This window comes from Nitrobacter sp. CN101 (assembly GCF_055390255.1).
Map to the genome: position 1 here is coordinate 1,721,280 of NZ_AP038833.1, position 21,280 is coordinate 1,742,559.

The following is a 21,280-nucleotide window of genomic DNA, read 5'->3' on the forward strand; positions in this document are numbered from 1 at the left end:
GACGAACTGTTTTTGACGAGACCTTGAGAGACCTAAGAAGGAGCTTCTATGCGAAACGTACTCTCAGCGCTGATAGGTATCAGCGCCTGCTTCATGGCGGTGAATGGAAGCGCTTACGCGCAAGATCATGGCGTAGACTGGGGGGAGGTCGATGGAATACTCGGTCGGAAGCCGGCGGTCACTGAAGATGTGCATCGCTATGGCTTCCCTCGAACCGATTTGACGGTGGCCCTTGACGGCGTGACCATCAAGCCAGCCTTGGCGCTCGGCGGCTGGGTCGCCTTCAAGCCAGCTCACGATGGCGCTATGGCGATGGGAGACCTGGTATTGCTGGAAAGTGAAATCAATCCAGTCATGTTGAAGATGATCGCTGGCGGGCTCGAGATTACGGCCATCCATAATCATCTGCTCCGGGCGAGCCCCGCGACGTTCTACATGCATGTGGCCGGGCATGGAGACCCCGCCAAACTTGCCGCCGTGCTCCATGACGCCCTCGCCGAAAGCAAGACCCCGCTGCAAGCTACTCCGTCGTCAAATCCACCTCCTGCTGTCGACCTTGATACTGCGCAGCTAGATCAAATTATCGGCGTGAAGGGTAAAACCAATGGCGGCGTCTATCAGTTCAATGTGCCGCGACGTGATCCTGTCAGCGAAGGTGGCATGACGTTGACACCGGCCGGGCCGATGGGTGTTGCGATCGGAATCAACTTTCAACCGACGGGCGGTGGTAAGGCTGCCATCACCGGCGACTTCGTCCTGACAGGCGATGAGGTCAATCCGGTGGTAGCTGCGCTGCGCACGCACGGCATCGAAGTCACCGCACTTCACAGCCACATGCTGGACGAACAGCCAAGGCTCTTCTTTATGCACTTTTGGGCCAATGACGATGCAATCAAGCTCGCCAAAGGCCTACGCGCGGCACTCGACAAGACCGCAAGCACAAAAAACTGAGGCGACGACCCCCACGCGGCGTAATGCGAACGCAACGACCGATCAAGCGACAGCGTTGCCTGGTTGCCGATAGCCCGTTTCCGGTAACATATCAGTGCAACTCTGCATTTCCTGCCTCGCATTACCCCGTGGTGGTCTTTCCTCATTCATCATCAGCTAATGCGTTCCGCTGGCTGAATTTCGTCGCCAAGCGCGCGCATCGAGCGACCAGCGACCCGATCCGGACAGCAACATGAAGATTGCGCTCATCAGCATCGCCCAGTCGGTGCGCGTCTCATGAGTGAAGCTCAAGAAACCATAGCGATCCAGGTGGCGGAGGCTGAATATCCACCAGTTGCGGCCTAACAGGATTGGGATTTTCGTAGAGATGATCGCCATGATCATGATCATGATGACGATGATCGGCACGGCCGCCGCGCGCGAAGCATAGCCGATCAAGAACATGATCCCGGCTAGCATTTCAATCACGCCAACGAACGGCCCAAAGAATTCTGGCCAGGGAATACCGATCTTGACGAAACGGCCGGCACCGAGAATGTCGGCATGCGTCAGCTTCTGCAGGCCTTCGGGGATGAATACACCAGCGAGCGCCAAGCGGATGAAAATGGTCCAGATCGATTCGCCAGGAGAGAACCACCAGGACTGTTTCATGAAAGCGTGTTCCTATTCGTTGCTGTCCTAAGGCGCGGCGCCAAAGTTTTCCAAGCCAGTCCAATAAGGATGAGGCCAAGGCCCACAACGCAGATCGTGACCGGCAACCCCTTTTGCACGTCGCATGGGAATCCCTTCCGTAACGGCGGCAAACACGGACTAATGCGGGCCGCGTTGACAAAGCAGCCCACGAAGCGCCGCCATAATGTCGCGGCGCGCAAGAACCGTCCAGTGGCCGGTCAGGCTCTTTGGGACTCGGCCCGGTAAGTCTGCTGTGGAAACTAAGCTGCCGGTTTCGCCATTGGCTACGGTGCTACCGGTGGATCAAGCGTCGGCCGTTGACAACTAGGAAAGCCATTGGCGTGGGGCCCAGACGAAGACCATCCGAAACGGGCGGTGAGTTGGGTCAACTTGGATTTGACAAATCGGTGCATCCACGGCTCCACAAACCGCCAGATGGCCCACGCAAGAAGTGCAATGCCTGCGACGATTGTTGTGACGGCTATTGCAGCATGATCATGTGGTTCCGTCGCCGAGAAAATCACGTAACCCATCTGCATGTGCAACAAATACAGCGGATAAGTCATTCCACCGGCGGCGAGCACAACGGCGGCAGGGAGCGGGATACGCTTGATGCGCGTCGCGAGGAATACGCCGAGCAGCGCCACGACACAGATGGCTGCCACGACTCTCGGGTCGAACGTATTATCCGGATGCGCACCGAGCCGCTCCAGCTTGTGATTGCCGTTCCCATTGCAAGGACGAACAGACTCCAGAATCGCATCCCGCGACGTCCACGGTAGTGCTGGTAGATCAGCAAGCCAACGACGAAGAATCCGCTATCGTCGGCAATGAAAACCTTCTCGAAGATCGGTGCATCGATCGTCAGTTCGTTCGCAAACGTGATTGCGAGCCAGACGAGGATGAGGGCATCAATGTGGCGAGGAAACCAACCCAACATCATGAACAGCGCGACCCATCCATAAAACACCACCTCTATCACGAGCGACCAGTAGACGGTGTCGACATAGGGCTGGCCGAGGAATGGCGCGGCGATGAATAGGTTGGCGAGCCACTGTGAGCGCGTGACATGCCCGACGCCAACCGCCAGCATGACCGTAAACGTCAACGTCATGCAGAGAACAAATGTCGGATAGATGCGACTGAAGCGCGCGATGATGAAGCCGATCCATGACCGTCCCTCTGCCGAGTACGCAATGACGAATCCGCTGATGGCAAAGAAAGCCGATACGCCCAGAAATCCGTATTGTCCGACCGGCGCCAATGCAGGTAAGGCCACCTGTGAGATGCCAGTCGCTGAGACCGGCCCCCAAAAGCCATAGTGGTAAAGGATAACGGCTACCACGGCTGTAAGACGTAACAGATCGAGAACCGGTACCCGAGAATGCGTGTGGACGGTCTTGTCCATGGGACGCCCTCTTAAGTCGGCGGGATTTATCGGTCACACCCATTGAGACCACCTTAACGGAACCGCTGAAGCAAGTCGCTTTCTTGCTTTGAACCCGCTCTCGAACGCTTAAGCTTGCGAAACGGCCATTCCCGCCGCAGTGCCATCAGTCATCAAGCCACGCAGCCTGTTGTTTGACGCGACCCGACCGGACAGGTCCGGACACGAAAATATCGAGGTCCACCGAGGCGCACGAGCGCCCATATAACTCGGGGAAGTAGTTCCGTATGATCGGTCAAGCATCATTTCTTTTGCATCCTCGAACTTAAGAGGGGTCGGTTTTGTCGTCTAGTGGCATGATCTGATAGTGATGGTCTTTAAGACGCGCAGGTTCGGAAGAGCGAGAGAATGCCAGGAGTGCGCTAGGTTGGAGTCGACATGCACACACATTCAATAGACCAATGGGTTCACAGCCACGTTTTTCTCGGTGAGAAGCACGCCCAGAACGAGCGCAGAACCTGGACTGTCGTGGCGCTTACGGCGTTAATGATGGTCGGCGAGATCGTGGGTGGTACCATATTTGGATCGATGGCGCTGTTGGCAGACGGTTGGCACATGGCGACGCACGCAGCGGCGTTGGGCATTGCAGGGTTCGCCTATTTATTAGCTCGTAGGCATGTCCAAAATTCGCGATTTGCCTTTGGCACAGGAAAGTTCGGCGATCTTGCCGCCTTTTCGAGCGCAATCATGCTTGCAATGATAGCCCTGCAGATCGCTTATGAAAGCGTGGTTCGGCTCTTTAACCCGGTCACGATTTCCTACAACGAAGCGGTAGTGGTCGCGGTGCTGGGATTAACGGTCAATATCGCCAGTGCATGGCTCCTTCAAGACTCTCACCACCACCACCACCATCATGGAAGCGATCATTCGCACCATCACCACGATAACAATCTCCGTGCCGCTTACGTCCATGTACTGGCAGATGCGGCAACATCGGTGCTGGCAATCGCAGCGCTGATGCTCGCGATGTACTTTGGATGGACTTGGGCCGATCCTCTAGTTGGCATCTTGGGTAGTCTGGTTATCGGTAGCTGGGCCTATGGGCTGATCCGAGATTCCGGGGCTGTGCTTTTGGATGTCAGCGCGGACAAAAATCTCGAAACAACCATCCGCGAGCGAATTGAAACCAAGGGTGATCGTGTCACCGACCTTCATTTGTGGCAGGTAGGGCCAGGACATCGGGCCGCAATCATTTCGGTTATTTCCGACAATCCGCTGCCGCCCAAGACGTACAAGCGGCGGCTCGGAGGGTTGCGTGGCCTTAGTCACTTAACAATAGAAGTCGAGGCTTGTCCGCACCACGCACATGGGTAATGGCCGACTCGCGAATTCCGGTAAAAGCTCGTTTCTGATGTAGCTGGACCATCACGGCTAGACGCTCCAAAGGGTGCCCCGCAGAAAATCGACGGGATGTTCAACCTGATTCCAAGCCCGCTCACGCCCTGGGCCAGGTGTAGGGCCCGACGAACGCCGTCGGCAGACGCACCGTTCTTTCTCAAGCGAGTCCTCATCGAACGGTTCGCGCAAGCGGTGCGTCTGCCCATCTGTTCGAGCGATGCATATGAACGATATTTTCCGGTAAAAGGTGTGGAGGCCCGGACCAAGCCTATCCGCGCGCTGATCAGAACGCAGCTTCGTTACTGATGAGTGGTTAGGCCGTGCAGAAATCATCGACGACCCGTGTCCGGGGCTCAACGATAGTCACGGCTCAGCGACTTAATCTTGATCACGTCTTATGCGGGCGAGCAGCGAGGCGGCGTCATGGAGCCGCCCGGCTTCATAAATGAGCTGCTCGATACTGTCCCTGTCGCAAACCCCATCGGGCTGGCGGTTGATCGAGAATCGCGCGATGCTGCTGCTCGATGTTGGATTTGTGCAGACTGATCTTTGGAATGGTGATCGACCTGCTGCGGTCGCGAGTTGCGCTTGAGGCAGAAATTCTGGTCTTGAGGCAACAAATCAATGTGCTGCGGCGAACTCGTCCCAGCAGACCTCCCTTCATCGCGGTTGACCGACTGATATTGGGAGGTGTCTGCCTGCTGTTTCCCAAGATGTATGATGCACTGGCGATCGTCCGACCGGACACTGTGATCCGTTGGCATCGTGCCGGTTTCAGATTGTATTGGCGTTGGAAATCGAGGCATCGCTGCGGTCGACCGGCTGTGCCGTTAGAAATTCGCCGGTTGATCCTCCAGATAAGCCTCGCCAACCCGTTGTGGGGAGCGCCACGAATCCATGGCGAGCTTCTCAAGCTGGGCATCGAGATCGGCCAGACCAGTGTGGCCAAGTATATGGCGCGGAGGAGGGCGCCTCCGTCGCAGGGTTGGAAGACGTTTCTTCGCAACCATGCTGACGGTATCGCGGCGATGGACCTTTTCGTGGTTCCGACAATCTCGTTCCGAATGTTCGGATTTAATTTGCGGTAGGCACACCACCTAATTGGTGGGTGGGGCGATCGCGACGTTCTTCACGCTCGCCCGCTTCAAGACTGCCCGATCTGCGAAAAACCTATGGCGTGTAATGTCAGCTTATGAGACATCCGGCCTTGGATTATAGCCGTTCGCGGAGAACCTCGTAAGGTGCTTTTCCGTTGAATGCACCGTGAGGCCGGGAGAGGTTGTAGAACTGCTCCCACTCGGAGAGCCTTGCGCGAAGGTCGACATCGTCGGTGTAAGTGAGGAGCTGATAGAACTCCTGCTCATCCGTTCGGTGCGATCGCTCGACCTTGCCGTTCAGCTGCGGCGACGCGGGTTTGATGTAGGCGTGGCGAATGCCCAGGTCCTCAACATGCCAATGGAATTGAGCTTGGAATTCATGACCATTGTCGGTTCGAACCTCGCGGATTCGGAACGGGAATTTTTCGATGATGGTATTGATGAAGTCGATCGCGTTTGACTGATTGTGCCGATCGTAGATTTTCAAGGCGCGAATGCGCGTGGCATCGTCGATAGCCGTGTATTGGTAGCGCTTGACGGCTTTCCGTCTTTTCCCTCGAATTTCAAGAACTTGACGTCGACCTGGATCTGGTGACCCGGCACCTGTTGCTGATATCGCTGGGTATGGATCTTGCGAACACGCGTGCCGCCGGGCAGCCGACTGAGACCATTGCGCCTGAGAATGCGATAGACCCCGGCGTCCGAGATAGTGATGGCGTGATAGCGCGCCAGATACCAGACGATGCGGATTGGCCCCAGCCGGTAGGTCTTGCGCAAATGTAGAATTTTTTCGACGACTTCCAGAGGCGTGCGATTAGCAGGGTTCTTTGGCGCCGTCTTACGGTCCTCGAGACCTGCCGGACCGAACTGCCGATAGGCTGTTCGCCAACGGTAGAAACTGGCTCTACCGACGCCGAAATATCGGCAAGCCTTTCCGACATCGCCAATCTTGTCAGCGTGCTGGAGCACCCGCAGCTTGTGGTCCACATCTCGCCGAAACTTGTGCATTCCGATCATCCTTCCTGCCTATGAGGCTCAAGAGAAAGGATGTCTCGCAAGTCCGTACATTCCTACATGTAGCGGCGCCTTCGGGCGGCCGGTTCAGGCCCGAAGGGCGAATCACGCTGCGGACCATGTGAAAGCCGGGAGCCGGGCGTCTGAGCTTCGGCACCCGTGCATTGATAGTTGAGTTGCGGGCGATGACAGGCGCGCGACGGATCGCGCCTGTTGTCGCCCGCAATCCTTGTCATGCCGTATCACGGAGGTGACGCCGCATCGTAGCCGGGGCAGTCGATTTCTCTGTCCTTTTTGGGTTTTTGGATGGAATTAGCACCGTCATGCTCTGCCTTTGGCGTGTACGTCTTTGTTTGTAGGGCGGTTGCTAGAGCGATTTAGGTTCGATGGAAAGTCAAACCAGCTCTTTGAGCTTATCTCAAATCCCAGGAGACAACATGTTCCTCTGACTTCTCGCGGCCGCGCCGCTGTGCGTCCTGATGACACACCCGATCGATGCGAGGTCAGGATGCCGCCCGGCCTCTACCGGTGGATCATACCTTGCGACGATGTTCGCGAGATCGTTCAAATCCTCCGAGAAAGGAAAGCCGAAGAGCGTGCTCGAGCGGCTGGCGCGACGCGAAGGGAGGTCCTGGATACGAGCGAATTCATTCTCGACGATGTCGCATCACGTGATTGGCGGTTGGTCGCGAGGAGGTGAGGCGATCCAGACTACCAACGCCGCGATGTTTGGTTGGCGAGGAAGGCGCACCTACAGAATATAGCCAACAAAACTCACCGCAAAGCTCGCCACCGTAGCAAAGATGACGAGGTCGCCTGTGTTTCATTGCATCGCTCCTGCGGCCATTATGCAGTGAGTCTATACCGTGGATCTCGCTTCGTTCCTAAGCGGCATGCCATCGATGGAACTGTGCACGATGCTACGTTGTGCTCAGCGACACGCCCAAGGTGCAAGCGTTGGCTGCCATTGCGCTTGGTGTTCGTTTCGCGAGGCCTATTGTCACACCGAGAGAAGATTCCAACGGTCACGCGCAATTAGCGCTGATCCACCAAGAGATGGAAGGTTTGGTTGGGGTGCTGCTAAACAGTTGCCCGGCAGGATGATCTCAAAGTCCATGCCGCGTTCTGTATAGGTGCAAGCATAGTTTCCTTGCAACTGTTCGTCGATTATAAGATCCAAAAGCTTCGACCCAAAGCCACTCTCTACGATATCAGAACAGCCTGCTTTCACTGGGCTCCTCTCGGTCCACGTGATGCGCAGCTCGTCAATTCCGCGGCTTATATTGACGCTCAAGGAACCGTCGGGATCACCAAGAGCGCCATACTTGCTCGAATTTGTCGCCAGTTCGTGGAAAACGAGAGCCAGCGGTGTAACGATTCCACCAGGGATGAACGCGTCATCGCCATCGATGGTCTCAGCCCCCTCATAAGGTTGAAGCAGAGCGCCGAGGAGTTCCTTCAGTGAAGTGAGTCTTCCGGAGGCACCCGACGACGCGTCGCTGCGGATAAGACTGTGTGCACGATGTAAGGCCCCGATCCGGCGTCTCAGTATGTCCGCCAGCGGTTTCATCTCCGGGTTGACACGGACCGACAGGTTGACCAGCGCGTTGACGAGCGCGAACAAGTTCTTGATCCGATGATCCAGTTCATTGGCTACGATCTCACGCTCGGCCGCGAGGTGTCGTAGCTGGTCAAGTAATTGATTTCTTGTCGCAGTGGTGGTGGAGATGATGAGCGGACCCAGGGAAATAAGTGCAGCCCCCATGCTGACCGACAGCACGAGCGATTGATCAATATTTGAAACGTCGATGTAGCCCAAAGTTGTCGCTATGATCACCCATATGCAGAAGCCAAAGGTCAGCAAGGCCGTCAGGAACACGCGATAGGAAATGGCGCACCAGAGAAGAGCCGGTACAGGGAATGCGAGAGCCCCCATTCCCCCGAAAAAGAGCCCCGTGACGGCCGAGAAAACCAACACAATAATCGGCGCCTGATCGCGAAGGGTCGGCTTCGGCAGTTGTTGCCGCCGCCACCATTTACGGCCTTCCGGGTAGGATAGCATGATTGGCAAAAAAGCGAGCTGGTTTAAAAGCTCGACGGAAAACCAGTAGCGCAAAAAGCTTACAGCTCCCGGATCATGGAATACCGGATCGTGGAATAAGGGACCGATCAGAATTGCGCCAACGATGCCGGCGAAGACGGAAACGGCGCTCACCGCAAAGAGCAGGTAGAAAACCGACGTCCGACGCTGGAGAAGCTGGTCGACCCGATCCATGTTGGTGAACAAGACATAGCCGATGACCACGACACCTAAATTATAGACGGCCAGACTTAGGCCTGTCACAAGCCCGCAACCGATAATCGGGATCGCGATTGCGAATCCGGCAAGACAAGCGAGCCAGCCCAGGGGATGGGCCAATAACGGAAAGCGCACCAGCATGCCGAGCATGAACGGGTTGGCGGGCCACATCAGCGACAAGATCCTATTGTCTGCCGTGAGAACCCCGAAAACGCAGAGTACCGAGTAGGCTCCGCCAAACATCAGAAAATATAGCCAAGCGCGGCGCGGGTGGGCCGGAAGCTTGAACCAGTTGATTGTTTTCACGGTTTGAAACTCGCCTTCGCGCTACGCCACTGGCGCTATAGCGGGAAACCGTCAACCCAGTCTTTGCTATCACGGGCCAATAATTTGCGAATTTGTGCCAGAACCAGGAAATATCAGCGGGCGTCTTCCGAGTTGCGATAAGCCTTGGGAGTCATACCGCTCCAGCGAACGAAAGCATGTGTAAAAGAGCTAACATCGCTATAGCCTAACAACCACGCGACCTTCGAAATGGGAAGCTGGTGTTCCCGGAGATAGCGTTGGGAAAGAGCATGCCGCAGTGTATCAAGCACATCCGAAAATGCGACGCCCTCCGAGGACAGCGCGCGAGCTAGGGTTCGGCGGCTCATGCCAAGGCGGCGAGCGATCTCCGATGCGTTCGCCGTACCGTGCGGGAGCAATTGCACGATCTGATCTTCGACATGAAACCGAATGCTGGCGCGTCGCGACGCTCGCTTGGCGATAGCTTCATCGGCGTATTCTACGAGTAGTCTATTAAGATGGACGTCGGCTCCAACGATGGGTAATGTTCCAGCCGATTGGGGAAATGATATTTCGTCATTATCCGCCGCAAATTCAATCTCACAGCCCAGAAAGGATCGTACGTCCGGAGTTGTTTCCGACCTGCGATGTCTCAGTTTGATCTGCTTTGGAGCGAGCCTGCTGCTTGTCACCGTTCGGCAGATGCGGACCAACGTAATGAGCCAGAATTCGATGTGGTGCCGATCGGACGGGCGATCGAGATTCAAGTATTCGATCGTGATGGTGAGCGAACGCTCTGATGAAATTCGCAGTCGCACCCCTTCGTTATTAATTGCGCAATAACGTTCTGCATTTCGTAGAGCATCGGTGAGCCGCTCTGATGAAGCCATCACGTAGTACAACAGTCCGATTTCGCCCAATTCAAAATTTAGAGCCAAACGGAAGCCGAACCAGTCGTCGTGCAACTCTTGGGCGGCGCGTTCCAAAACCCTGAGTAGAGCCCTTGCGTCAATGCGACGCTTTCGGTTTTGCTCCGCATCGGCAGTTAGGCCTGCGTCCAACATGACCGAGGTCGGATCAATTCCCGCATCACGCAATCGATCGCATGCGAGCCGCGCTATTCCTCCAGTGGAAGTTGGTATCGAGGACAAGCCGTTGTTAAGATCAATCTTCCGCATCTTGCGCAAGAGAGGCTTTCCCGCTCCCCGACCACCAATATCGACCTCTCACCGCGTCGAATCTTGACCTAGATCAATCGAGGTCGTGGCTTCCGGGCTGGCCAGCGGGGGCACCACCGACTTTCGTCCGCGCTGATGGCGATGCGGGGATGCCCTGGATCTCCACACGTTTGGAAGCGTGGGGGCGTTCACGGAGCCCTAGGGCCGTTGATGGGCGCCGCAGGGCTTCCCATGCTCGTTGCTTATGGCGCTCGTCGTCGCAAAGCTGACTGAGGCTGTTCACCTATCCGTTCGATTTGTCGATGATGATCGGCGACGAATCTGAGATGCGATACAAGCGCGCCGAAGCTTTCCCAACCTGGAAATGACTCCGAATGGATCATAACGCCGACAAGTCTTCCGTTTGCTGCGATGTATGGGTCGATCTCTCGCGAGTCGCTCAAAGTCCTCTTTTTGCAGTGAACCTCGGGGAGTGATGAGAAGAATGCTCCGGTCTCGCAGCAACTATCATGGCAATATTTACTCGATGTCTTCGTGCGGTAGGGCCAGCTACGTCGTCGTCGCAACTGCAATGTTGGCTAAGGGCCCGCATAGCCGACGTTGATCCAGATCAATTGCACGAATGATCGGTCTCCGGGCGCGCCCGGCAGCCCTTGATCTAGATCAAAGTAGTCATTCGCTTGCAGGACTAATGGCAACTGGAGGTGCACGCAGCCTCGCAGCTGGCGGTGTTGTGCCGACGGCCCCGATGAAGGCCAGTGCCAGAGGAGATCCTTTATCTATCGATTTTTCGTAGAGATCGTCGAGCTTGATTCCAGGGACGTCTTGTCAATCCGTACAGTGTCCTAAGGGCCGCGGTGATTGCGTACCCGGCCAGACATGGGGATTTGGAGATCGAATCCATGCGGGAAGTGCTGGAACCGACGCAAGACCGTGATTGGACTCTTAGTCACGAAGGCTACAACGTGTTGAGCGAGAGTGCGCTGGAATCGCGCCTCGCGTTCGGTAATGGATTTCTGGGCATGCGCGCCGCCCGGTCCGTGAGCCGAGGTCCGACTTGGGTGGCTTGGCTGGGGTACAGCAGATGGGCATCCTGGCCGCGCTGCTATGTCGCGGGCCTGTTCGACGTGCCCAATACCGAGCCGCCGGTGCCCGCATTGGTACCTGTGTGTACCGAAAACCTAAACACGAACGTATTGGTGATGCAGTCCGCCCAGAATGGCGTGTGAACAAATGACACCGGTCCGGTAAACTGGCCTAGAAACCGGCGCATCCTTGTCCAACGATCGATGGGTTCTGACACGGTTGTAATAGTCGGCATAAAATTTGAGTATCCGGCGCAGATGCGCCGCGCCCAGGATAATGATGTGGTCCAAACACTCGCGCCGGATCGATCCGATCAGCCGTTCGGCAAAGCCATTTTGCCAAGGTGAAGCTGGTGCAGTGGGCTTGTCCCGGATGCCCATGGCGCGCAATCGGCGTGTGACGACCGCGCCATAGATTTGATCCCGATCGCGGATGAGGTATTTTGGGGCATCATCCCAAGGGAAGGCCTCCGTTATCTGACGCGCAATCCACTCCGCTGTCGGATTTGTTGTGACGTTGATCCAGACCATGTCTCTGCGGTCGAGCCGGACGATGACAAAGGCATAGAGCAGGTCGAAACCGATAGTCGGGACAACGAACAAGTCCATAGCGGCAATATCGGGCGCGTGATTACGCAGAAAGGTCCGCCATCCTTGGCTTGGCGGTCCTCGCCGTTTGATCATGTACTTGGCAACGCTTGATTGAGCGACCTCAATCCCGAGCTTGAGCAGCTCACCATGGATACGCGGCGCTCCCCAAAGCGGATTTTCGATGCTCATCTGCCGGATCAGCGCGCGCAGCTCCCTTTCGATCTGCGGTCGCCCTCCCACTGGGCGCGACTTCCAACGCCAGTAGCAGCGAAAGCCGGCCCTGTGCCAACGCACCAGCGTCTCGGGCTGGATGATTGTGAGAACCTGCAGGATTGCTGGAAACCAGCGATACAGCTGGATAAAGAACCAACGATCGTTGTTCGTCAGCCGTGGCCGACCGCGCATCTTGCGCCGCAAAACGATCAACTGATGTCGAAGCACCGCGTTCTCAGCTTCAAGCCGCAACTTCGACTTGAATGGCGAGGCCAGGACGGCCAGAACGAAACAGAGCAGCTCGATCATGCCACCAGATTAGGCGATTCCGTCACATCATCAACTCGGATGAGGTTTTCGGCACACACAGGGGTTCCGTGAGGAAAAAATTGTAGGCTAAGGCTCCAAGTATTGCCGAGCAGAGTGAAGGACCAAAGCCGAGACTAACGCCGGCAATAATCACCGGGATGACAAATACCAGGGATAGGTTCGGGATGGTCACCTTGCTGTCGACACCGACTGCCACAACCGTTGCCACCACCGTCATCGCAATTGAAGCAAGATAGCGTACCCACACCGATGCCAGGGGATCGTCTTCGGTCGTCAGAATGTCCGGTCGAAGCTTCAATCCAAAATCAGCCATCTCTTTGACTCCCACAGTCAAAGGAAGCTTAACAGCGCGCGACGGCGCGGTGTTCCTGAGCGATGACCTGCGCAAACAAATGTAGGTGTTCCGAGGGGCATCGGCAGAGCTGGGGCCGCCGGCATATAGAATATTACCCAGACCCGAGCGTGCGCCAGGCACTTGGTGGCTTGGCGCGCGGATTTAGTGGGTCGAAGAGTTACTTACGAGTCCGCTTACCCGGCCGGCCCGCACCAGCCCGGCAGGTAGATCGCGTCCTTACTCTTGGCCAGGCTCAACCCTTGCTCGATCGCGATCTCGAAATCGGACTCGACCGTTTTTCTCGACATCCTACGACGCAGAAAATCGGCCCAAAGAAATTCGCTGAACGGCGTCGTATCCTTGGCGAAGCCGCCCACGCGCCGCAATTCGCCAGCGAGGCTACGGAAGGGGTCGTCCTTGAGATCGGTCACCGATTTGGGAATGTCCTTAAAGTGACAGCGCTCGCCTTTGGAATCGTACGGATAAACCCAGCGCCGGTTGTCCATCACCACCCAGAAGGCATCTCGATCAACCATGGAGAGATCGGCGATGACGGTAACAAGGACGTCCTTCACACCTTCGTCGTGCAGCGCCCGTGCCAGATGATGGTGATCGACAACGTAATGGTGTTGGTTGGGGCCGAGCACCACCGGGATCATACGCTGACCAAGCGACTCGGCGCGCTTCTTGTCGGACTCCTGCGCGCGCCAGCGCCGACGCTTTTCCTCGACCTCCCGCATCCCGACCGTCATCTGCGTCGGCCGCAGCGATAAAATTGGAATCGGATGCAGGATCGGTTCGCGCGTGCCCACCATAAGAAGCTCTCCGTCTCCCTCGGCCGACTATGGCATGTTGCCATCGGATGGCAATGGCGTCGGACCGCTTACGTGGAGCCTATGACACGCCAGCCCACCGGTACATCCGAGCTTGATCGATTGGGTAGCTCTTTGCTCAGTCCGGCAATCACGCGCGGATCATTGCGCGCCCATGATGTTGATGGTCGGATTGAGGTAGGTCGGCGTTGCCGATGTGATCGGAACGCGACGGGCGCGAAAAGCTCAGACCACTGACGCGCTTGCTGCCAATGGGCGCAGGAGCGCCGCCCCGGCCGGTACTGCCCGAGCTACCACCACTAGAAAGCCCAAGAGTTTGCCGACCGGCCGCCTAATTGCGTGCGACAAACTCGACGCCGCACGTATTTCTGTCCCTCCACACCACGTGGCAATGCTTTGTCGTTCGGAAGCCATCCAATGATAGATCAAATTGGAAAGCGGCAATGTGAAACGTGACTGAATAAAGCCTGGCTCCCCTATCGTGGATATCCACCACCATGCAGGGGTGTACGCCGCAAACACCGTCAAGGTGAAACATCGCGAGCTGATTAATTTCAATGCGGTCAAGGGCTCGACGTTCAATCATCGGAACATCTCCCAAAACTTGATCTAAACCCTCCGAGGGATAAGGAGCGTAGATTAACGCCGTCGAACTGTTTTAAAAGTCAGGCCAGTTGACACTTTAAACTTGTACGGAAGCGCCGCGCAATTCCCGCTCGCCTGTCGGCGAAATTCCTCGTCCCTTCCTGAGGGAAAGCCCGCTTGCTGCCATAGCTCATACGACCGACGCTCGATCTGCTCTTGCGTTGGCTCGCTTGTGCTACCACTGAGGGCGTACGGTCCCGCAGGGGCTCTGGGGGCAGAGAGTGCGGGACCGTGCAGGGCCGAGGACAGCGACGGCCCTTGGGCATGGTCAGCGATGAGGCGGGCCAGTTTCTTGAATGCGGATACTGGCAGAGACTTACCCATCGGGAGACCTCCGCAGCGCGTGCTCGGCGAGCGCGGTCCAGTCGGCAGCGAGCTTCAGCCATGCTTCCTTGTCGATCGCGAGCCTCGCCTGGCGGGCGTGAGTCTGGCACTCGTTTGCTGTCGCGCGGTATCTCTCAACGCTCTGCTCGGACATCCATCTGGGACTGTCCGCGCCGCGCATTGTGTCACTGCATTTCGAAGGCCGTCGGATGGCTTTCGACGTTTTGCAGATTGGCATAGGCGCCGCTTCGGTGAAGGTCCCGCAATCCCCTCGCCAGCTGGCGAAGGTCGTTTCGTGCCGCTCCGACAGGAAGCTTGCGCGCGCGCCGGAGTGCGTCGATCGCATGAAGTATGATCGGGGATTTGGGTTCGTCGGTCATGTCGGCCGCCGCAGTTCGGCTGACGCGAGCCATTTCTCCAAGCGCGAACCGGCTTCAGCCTCGCTGGCGCGGCGCAACAGAAGCTCTCGATACGCGTCGGAAGGGGTTTTGGCGAAATCCTCCTTGAGACGCTGGGCCTGCTCGTTGAGGCGCTCTTGGAAGGTCTTATCGTGCTTGACGCGGATACGCAGTTTCATGACGCTATTCCTTTCCGTAGAGGAAGGTGGAGCGCAACAAAGCGTTTCGTCATACGAAAAGGATAGTGCAACATTGTGTACCGAAAATTGACAAACCGCGAATCATTTTTAAGGGTCACTGGGTTTTTCGCGGATGAGCATATTAGGTTCAGCCCCTCATACCCGGCTCGCACCGGCCTTGCCCGCACATTAGCGGCTTGGACGGGCGCCTGCTTTGGCTTGAACAGTGGATGTTTTCCAACCCAAAACGCACAACGCCGGCGGCGCTGTCTGGTTACTGGTCCTCAAAACTTCCCCAGCAATGATGAGGCGCTCGAACTCGATAAAGGTTCAAGCGAGCTTTCGTATGCCCCTCATTGCTAGGAGATCGGACCGAGCTGGGCAGCTTCAGTTCGCGCCACAGGCCGGCGGCTTTGACCGTGTGCCCAGGGCTCAAGCTTATCTGTGAAAGTGAACCGCAGCATGCTGCTCGTGCCCTTGAGATATCGCATGGCCGCTTCGCCCGTTCGTGAAATACACGAGGCTAGCCATCAGCACCACAACCGCGCGTGATAGCATTGCGAAGAGTCGGAGGGTTCGCCACCCGTCCATCTTGAGCGCGGGCTGGCGGCGGAATCCGACATCGCCCTAATAGCAGCCGACTCGGCGTGACCCAGCGCGTGCGCGCTTCTGTTCCGCCGCACGGAAAGAAACCGCACATGACCTGATGGCAGCCGTCGATCATTGAGTTGGCAGCCTTCTTGCCAAGTCGTGCTCAAGGCCCGGGTTGGGCCTTCGAGTTGCATCAAAGCGGTGCAGTCAGGAGTACTCAAATGGCACAAAGCTTCGGTTCTAAGACGGACGGCATTTCCGACGATGCCAAGGTAGCCTCGTTGATTAGCGACCTCGACGGGACGGCCCGACAACTCGATTGCGACATTCTGGCGGAAGAGAAGAGAACGCTCGTTTTCGATCCCAACGACATCAAGTACCCGCCGCTGACGCGTTCACTGCGGACGAGACGCGACAATCTCAGGGCAACGATTGCCACACTCGAACTGAAAGCGGGTGTCCCCGCGATCCGATCGGCGGCTTGATTCTCGGCGGTGTGCTAGACGAGGGCAAAGACCTCCTGCACCCCGCCGATTTTCGACGGGGTGCCTCAAGCGACCTCACTGGCGGGGCCAGTGCCACTTTCCGTTTTTGGCGAAACCGGGTGGCAACCTCACACCGTTAAGCGGGTCCTCGTAACGAGGGGGCTTGGCTCGGGTTCGGGAAACTAGCATTTCGCGCTTCTCCAACGTCGGCGTGATGATGATCTCACGACCGTAGTGATTATGAATCTCAGTAGCACCCCGGACCGGCTCGCCATCTGAACCAATGGCCGCGCGCCGCACGTCCTCGCGCGGTGCTTCATACTGATACTTCGTCTTCTCCGTGTCGGCGGGACTACCGGGGAAGCGGTAGACCCAACACGGCACCTTCGCGCGCTGTTCCGTGCCTTCGGTGCCGGGGGTGGTGCGGTGAATGTCTACGTAGCTTCGCACCGGCTCGCAGACGGCGTTGGTGCGCAGCTCTTTGTTGATAGCCTCGCGTTCAGCGTCCATCGCTTTCAGCTTGGCGATGATTTCGCCGATCGCGTTGGCGTGCTCGTCATAGGCGGCCAAAAGCTTCGCGGCTTCCTTTTCGTTCGCCTTCCGGCACTCGTTGGTGCGCTCGATCAACGCGGCGTCGGCGGTTGCTTTTGCGGCCGCTTCTTCCGCAGCGAGCACGGCGGGGAGTTCTGACAGCAGGTGAGTAATGCGCTGGTCGAGCCGATCGATTGCGCGCTTGGTGACGGCGATATCAGCTTCCGCCTTAACGTGCTCAGCGTCAGTCATCGTGGCGATGGCCGCAAGCTTCGGACTGATCTCTGCGTTGAGCCGGATGATTTCAGACTCGCTGTAATCGATTTCCGCCTTGATGGTTGCCGACGTGATGGCGGTCTTGGCGGGGAAGAATTTTTCGAGGATACCCATAGTTTGTCTTCTGTCTGTCAGGTGTTGAGCGCCGCGAGGGCGCGTTGATGATTAGTGTGGGCGATAAACTCCGCAGCCGAGAGTTCCAGCGTGTCGGGCGAGTGAAGCGCCTGGGCAGTGGTCAAGCGGCGCAGAGACGCGGCATAAGCTTGCGATGCAAGCTTTACTTCGCGGATAGTGTTCTTGCGGGTCATGGTCGTTAGTCCCGGCAGGCTTGGAAAGCGTCGCTCGCTTTGAGCCAGGCATGGAACGCTCCAGCCTCGACGTGCAGGGCAAACACGACAGGCCCATCGCCGGCCATGCAGGTGCGCGCGAGGAGTCTTGCATCCTCAAGAGATTGCCTTGCGGATGCGAGCCGGGCGGTGGTCGTCGCGACCGACTGAAACAGAATTTTCTGGTTTGCAGTCATGACCGGGATTTCCTTTGAGGTGAGCCGCTTGGCCGGCATAGGTGCTGGCGCGAGGGTGGGCTTCGGCTGAGACGGTCGCGTAACGATCGCGCCAGAAGCGTTTGCGTGTTGCTCGGCTTCGGAGGCACGCTGCTCAGCTTCAGTCGCGTATCGTTCAGCATTGGTACTACTTCGGCGCGGCGTTCGGCGGCGCGGCAGGCAGCTGCACGGTGGTTAGCTTCGGCGATGCGGCGTTTAGCTCTGCTACGCGTCGCATCTGATCGGCTTCGGTGAGGGTCATTGTGCGCCCTCCGAAAACGTCCGGGCAGCGATCCAGGCATCTAGCGATTCGGTATCGAAGTAGCGGACGCCAAGCAGAGTGATATGCGGCGGCGCAATCCCGCGTTTGACATAAGAACGCAACGTTGAATCGGCGCATCCGATGCGCTCGGCTGCGCGGTGCTGTGAGAGTTTAGCCATGAGGTTCGATCCTTTCGAGCCCGTCCCCGGATGGCAGGAACAAGGAAACTGCCATCCGGTTGGGTTCACAAACTTGCTGTTGAGGTGGCCAGCAAGTGAGTGCGAAACTATCGAACCTTTCGGATCGTGTCGGGGCCGTTCCGATATCCCCTAAGCGCTCTTGCGGCGACGCCGCTTTGCATTGTCGTTTGCGGCACGGCGTGCCGCGCGTTCAGCAAGCGCTGGTCGCGCGGTGAGAGATTGGGCGAACGCGGAAATCAAGCGGGAAAAGTTCGCGCATGCGGTGGCCTTTGGGGAGTGACTCGATTGCCGCATGTTGCGCTGATGGTGACCGGAGCACGGGACCATTTCGGTCGCTCTTGAGCGCACCGACCACCGGCACCAAGGCCCAATGTTAAAAACAACAACCTAAGTTTAGAAATTTATATCTAGCGATATGCCGGGGTTGTCCGTCATCCGCACCCCCACCCCCCGTCTGGAAGTCCTTTTACCTTTGTGCATCGCAATAATAGAATAATTATCTCTCAATCGCACGTTTAAGGGAATTATATTCAGATGCGTTCAGGTTGATGAAGGCTACGCACGACCGTCACCGCGTGGTCGCGGATCATGGCTGCGGGCATGGTCCGGTCGCTCCGCATCGCGCGTTCGGCTGAAAAAACGCTTCGCTTTCAATCGCCTTCGATCCGCGCTGCTTCCGATCTTGATCGGCTTCAATCCTTCGCCGTGCGAGCATTCGTTCCTCAACCCGCGTTCGAGAACATAGGCTGCATTAGCGCGGGATCGTCGCATTGCGTGTCATACATCGATCCAACTGCCGGCTGCAGTATTGCAAACATTTGTTCTGATGGCCTCCCAAGTCGCCAGCGCCTCCCGTCGGGTCGTCGCATTTTACTATGCAATGTATTCCCCTTTCCTGACACTGCCTCTGGTTCGCGCCTGATGGTGAGTTGAGGAGCGCGCCGGTAGCCAAGATCGTGATCGCGAAGAAGAGCTGCCGTGTCATCGTCGAGCCTCCTGAGAACCGCGCGGGCCGCTCTATGCCAACCTGACCGGGTTGACAGAGCCCAACTCAAGAGGACTGAACGCGCAAAGGCTCCTTGTTGATCTAGATCAACGGATGCCTGCCATGTGGTCGGGGTTGCGGTTGAGTAGCGGTTGGTAGGCACGTCGACCTCACGACTCCGGCCAACTTCGCGAACACCGTGCCTGCGGCGACTACCGACGCTCCTACGGCCATGGCGGTGATGACGATCTGCCACTTGGCCCATCCGCGCCCTTAATAGCGCGCGACCACTGGGCCGGTTCGCGCAAGTCGGTGGCGTAGCCGCTGCGATCCCTTCCGGAGAGGGCAGCCTTCAATTAAGAGCCCACAGGTAAGCGAGAGTCGCAGCGAAGCCGAGTACGGTTCTGACAGCATGCAGTCGTCCCCACGACACGAGTATGGCTCGCGATGTCGGACCCGCGTCGATCTCTGCGATAGCCTTCAGTCTGTTATTTGTCGGCATGATGCCAAGGAGGGTATAGGGCCAGTTGGCGAATATGAGCACCGCGCCAACGATCCATCGCCAGTCCCATGTGATCCACGCCGCAAGCAAACCGAGCGCCGCTGAACTGGCAGCCAAGCTTGCTTGCATGGTGTAGCCGGCGGCATAGCTGGGCTTCCATTGCTTAAGCAGATTTTCGTCGTCCAGCGCCAAACGCGCGGGATGCTCAGCGAAATTGATGTAGAAGGCTGCCCCCGAAAAGGCGGCGGCAAGAATGAGAGCCATCTGACCGGCAAGCATGGAGATCAGCATCCTCTACAGATACTACCTATCTTTTTACCGACCCGCGAGTTTTCAACCCCAAGAAGATCGTCTTGCCCATCTTGGGGTATATCGGTGTTGTGCTTGGTGGACGACTTGCTCCGACTTACCGGCGGTGAGGCCCTATCATAGCAAGCCAGGCGATCTTTCGCCTTTTGTATTGACTGGCAATCGCTCACCTGCGCAACGACCGGTCCACAAAGCGCGAAGAGCACGATCAACGATATACCGAATTTCATCTTGTCTCCTGCATGGCATCTATTGCCGTCATCAGTCGCATTCCAGTGTCGCTATTGCTTCAACGATCCGTCTAACACAGCCGTTTACAGACATCTTGCTCGAATCCAAGGCCACACGAGCCTCTGACCATACTTCGTACTCGCGACGCTGAACGCTGTTCCAATCCGGCAGATCAAGCCCAGCGATATCGCTACGACGTTGTTCTATCCGGCGTTTATGCTCGGCCTGATCCGAGCAAATAATCTCGACGTTTAGCAACCGCGCATTGCTGGCTAAGGCGGCTTGTGCCCACCAATTTCTCGTCACATCAATCGGGTTGACCGTGTCCGCAACGACGTCGAGCCCGTTGACTAGATTATCTTGCGCGACCGCCATTGCCGCGAGATATCCAGAATCTTCGGCCGGATGAATTTGCAAGCTACTGTTCTTCAGAGCTGCCTCGATCGAGTCAACGCGTACGTAAACGGCGCTGATTTCCCCAGCCAAGGCGCGTGCCACGGTCGTTTTGCCGACGCCCGGCAGGCCGGAGAATGAGATCAAGACCGACATGTTACCAGCATTGCCCGTCCGAGAAAGCCGAGGCAATCGCGAAGGCGTCGATAAAGCTAATCCTCACCGGCCTCACCCAACCAGCCCCAAAAACGCGCACCAACTCGCAGAGCGGCATCCCAGCCGGCACCCGCTCCATCCAGAGGTCCCGGCGTGGGATCTCAAGGCTCACTGGCGAGTCGAGTCTTTCATCCAGCCAGGCGGGGGACTTTTGTCGGAATTTCATCGGAGGCCATTCCGACGAAATTCAGGCCAGAAAAGCCTTTAGAATCAATATATATCGGGTTGTCGGTTTGAAGGTTGATCTCTGACCAACGCATGCCGGCACATTCTTCGCGGCGTTGCCCGGTCATCAGGGCTAACGTGAAGAATTGCCGCCAGGGCCAATCAAGCCGCGTGACCGCCATCGACAACAACCGCAGTTCGTCATCATCAAGGATGCGGTCGCGCGGCAGCTCTTTAATAGCCTCCGTCCCCTCAAACGGATTCCCGGCGCAAAGCTCTCGGCGCATACACCAGCCAAAGAAGTGCCGCTCATAAGCACGTAAGCGTTTCGACTGCACTGGCGCGCGCGCCTTCACCGCGTCGAGCAACCGAATAGCGTC

At 57.2% G+C, this 21,280-nt stretch carries 22 protein-coding genes and 1 pseudogene; 4 read left to right on the forward strand and 19 right to left on the reverse strand.

The annotated features are described in order from the left end of the window. The first annotated feature begins 48 nt into the window (after positions 1 to 48). Entirely contained in the window at positions 49 to 951 is a 903-nt protein-coding gene (locus ACZ5IL_RS08475) for a DUF1259 domain-containing protein (RefSeq protein WP_464596306.1), read from the forward strand. A 156-nt stretch (positions 952 to 1,107) separates the two neighbouring features. Here the strand turns inward: ACZ5IL_RS08475 and ACZ5IL_RS08480 are convergent, their stop codons facing one another. Continuing rightward, positions 1,108 to 1,602, reverse strand: coding sequence for a DoxX family protein (locus tag ACZ5IL_RS08480; RefSeq protein WP_464596308.1), 495 nt, complete (start codon positions 1,600 to 1,602; stop codon positions 1,108 to 1,110). Between the two features lie 583 nt (positions 1,603 to 2,185). After that, on the reverse strand, positions 2,186 to 3,031 hold the full coding sequence (locus ACZ5IL_RS08485; RefSeq protein ID WP_464596309.1) for an acyltransferase family protein: 846 nt from the start codon (positions 3,029 to 3,031) through the stop codon (positions 2,186 to 2,188). Positions 3,032 to 3,448: 417 nt separating this feature from the next. On the opposite strand from ACZ5IL_RS08485, the gene dmeF reads away from it, so the two are divergent. Beyond that, positions 3,449 to 4,384 (forward strand): CDF family Co(II)/Ni(II) efflux transporter DmeF, encoded by a 936-nt coding sequence (gene dmeF / locus ACZ5IL_RS08490; protein WP_464596310.1) that lies wholly within the window; start codon positions 3,449 to 3,451, stop codon positions 4,382 to 4,384. A 578-nt stretch (positions 4,385 to 4,962) separates the two neighbouring features. Then, positions 4,963 to 5,496 carry a hypothetical protein gene (locus ACZ5IL_RS08495; protein WP_464596311.1) on the forward strand — a complete coding sequence of 178 codons (534 nt, stop codon included), beginning with the start codon at positions 4,963 to 4,965 and terminating at the stop codon, positions 5,494 to 5,496. Positions 5,497 to 5,620: 124 nt separating this feature from the next. Here ACZ5IL_RS08495 and ACZ5IL_RS08500 read toward each other — a convergent pair. From ACZ5IL_RS08500 to ACZ5IL_RS08545, 10 genes and pseudogenes are all read right to left on the reverse strand, one after another. Further along, a pseudogene (locus tag ACZ5IL_RS08500) lies at positions 5,621 to 6,513 on the reverse strand (IS481 family transposase). A gap of 1,006 nt (positions 6,514 to 7,519) precedes the next feature. Next, the gene (locus tag ACZ5IL_RS08505) at positions 7,520 to 9,124 is read right to left on the reverse strand and encodes an HWE histidine kinase domain-containing protein (RefSeq protein WP_464596313.1); all 1,605 of its coding nucleotides are present in this window, start codon (positions 9,122 to 9,124) and stop codon (positions 7,520 to 7,522) included. A 113-nt stretch (positions 9,125 to 9,237) separates the two neighbouring features. Continuing rightward, the gene (locus ACZ5IL_RS08510; protein ID WP_464596868.1) at positions 9,238 to 10,281 is read right to left on the reverse strand and encodes an AraC family transcriptional regulator; all 1,044 of its coding nucleotides are present in this window, start codon (positions 10,279 to 10,281) and stop codon (positions 9,238 to 9,240) included. A gap of 1,181 nt (positions 10,282 to 11,462) precedes the next feature. Next, entirely contained in the window at positions 11,463 to 12,479 is a 1,017-nt protein-coding gene (locus ACZ5IL_RS08515; RefSeq protein WP_464596314.1) for an integrase core domain-containing protein, read from the reverse strand. Between the two features lie 22 nt (positions 12,480 to 12,501). Continuing rightward, positions 12,502 to 12,813: a DUF4118 domain-containing protein gene (locus tag ACZ5IL_RS08520; RefSeq protein WP_464596316.1), complete on the reverse strand. Its 312-nt coding sequence runs from the start codon at positions 12,811 to 12,813 to the stop codon at positions 12,502 to 12,504. A gap of 215 nt (positions 12,814 to 13,028) precedes the next feature. After that, positions 13,029 to 13,649, reverse strand: coding sequence for a ParB-like protein (locus ACZ5IL_RS08525; protein WP_464596317.1), 621 nt, complete (start codon positions 13,647 to 13,649; stop codon positions 13,029 to 13,031). Between the two features lie 657 nt (positions 13,650 to 14,306). Further along, a complete protein-coding gene (locus tag ACZ5IL_RS08530; protein WP_464596318.1) occupies positions 14,307 to 14,636 on the reverse strand; it encodes a DUF2934 domain-containing protein in 330 nt (109 codons plus the stop codon). Next, on the reverse strand, positions 14,629 to 14,790 hold the full coding sequence (locus ACZ5IL_RS08535; protein WP_464596319.1) for a hypothetical protein: 162 nt from the start codon (positions 14,788 to 14,790) through the stop codon (positions 14,629 to 14,631). Before ACZ5IL_RS08535 ends, ACZ5IL_RS08530 begins: the two co-directional genes overlap by 8 nt. A 31-nt stretch (positions 14,791 to 14,821) precedes the next feature. Continuing rightward, entirely contained in the window at positions 14,822 to 15,016 is a 195-nt protein-coding gene (locus ACZ5IL_RS08540; RefSeq protein WP_464596320.1) for a hypothetical protein, read from the reverse strand. Then, the gene (locus tag ACZ5IL_RS08545) at positions 15,013 to 15,213 is read right to left on the reverse strand and encodes a hypothetical protein (protein WP_464596321.1); all 201 of its coding nucleotides are present in this window, start codon (positions 15,211 to 15,213) and stop codon (positions 15,013 to 15,015) included. The genes ACZ5IL_RS08540 and ACZ5IL_RS08545 overlap by 4 nt, the downstream gene beginning before the upstream one ends. An 812-nt stretch (positions 15,214 to 16,025) precedes the next feature. Between ACZ5IL_RS08545 and ACZ5IL_RS08550 the strand changes: the two genes are divergently transcribed. After that, positions 16,026 to 16,289 carry a hypothetical protein gene (locus ACZ5IL_RS08550; protein ID WP_464596322.1) on the forward strand — a complete coding sequence of 88 codons (264 nt, stop codon included), beginning with the start codon at positions 16,026 to 16,028 and terminating at the stop codon, positions 16,287 to 16,289. 75 nt (positions 16,290 to 16,364) lie between these two features. On the opposite strand, the gene ACZ5IL_RS08555 is transcribed toward ACZ5IL_RS08550, so the two are convergent. The 7 genes from ACZ5IL_RS08555 to ACZ5IL_RS08585 all read right to left on the reverse strand — a co-directional run bounded on the left by ACZ5IL_RS08555 (position 16,365) and on the right by ACZ5IL_RS08585 (position 21,268). Beyond that, positions 16,365 to 17,210: a hypothetical protein gene (locus ACZ5IL_RS08555; protein ID WP_464596323.1), complete on the reverse strand. Its 846-nt coding sequence runs from the start codon at positions 17,208 to 17,210 to the stop codon at positions 16,365 to 16,367. Between the two features lie 17 nt (positions 17,211 to 17,227). Further along, the gene (locus ACZ5IL_RS08560; protein ID WP_464596325.1) at positions 17,228 to 17,404 is read right to left on the reverse strand and encodes a hypothetical protein; all 177 of its coding nucleotides are present in this window, start codon (positions 17,402 to 17,404) and stop codon (positions 17,228 to 17,230) included. A gap of 5 nt (positions 17,405 to 17,409) precedes the next feature. Continuing rightward, positions 17,410 to 17,619, reverse strand: a complete 210-nt coding sequence (locus ACZ5IL_RS08565) for a hypothetical protein (RefSeq protein WP_464596326.1) — start codon at positions 17,617 to 17,619, stop codon at positions 17,410 to 17,412. A 276-nt stretch (positions 17,620 to 17,895) separates the two neighbouring features. Beyond that, positions 17,896 to 18,078: a helix-turn-helix transcriptional regulator gene (locus ACZ5IL_RS08570; protein WP_464596328.1), complete on the reverse strand. Its 183-nt coding sequence runs from the start codon at positions 18,076 to 18,078 to the stop codon at positions 17,896 to 17,898. A gap of 1,358 nt (positions 18,079 to 19,436) precedes the next feature. Then, the gene (locus tag ACZ5IL_RS08575) at positions 19,437 to 19,865 is read right to left on the reverse strand and encodes an anthrone oxygenase family protein (RefSeq protein WP_464596869.1); all 429 of its coding nucleotides are present in this window, start codon (positions 19,863 to 19,865) and stop codon (positions 19,437 to 19,439) included. 291 nt (positions 19,866 to 20,156) lie between these two features. Further along, positions 20,157 to 20,675: a P-loop nucleotide/nucleoside kinase family protein gene (locus tag ACZ5IL_RS08580; protein WP_464596329.1), complete on the reverse strand. Its 519-nt coding sequence runs from the start codon at positions 20,673 to 20,675 to the stop codon at positions 20,157 to 20,159. A gap of 188 nt (positions 20,676 to 20,863) precedes the next feature. Next, positions 20,864 to 21,268: a hypothetical protein gene (locus tag ACZ5IL_RS08585; RefSeq protein WP_464596331.1), complete on the reverse strand. Its 405-nt coding sequence runs from the start codon at positions 21,266 to 21,268 to the stop codon at positions 20,864 to 20,866. Positions 21,269 to 21,280: the final 12 nt, after the last annotated feature.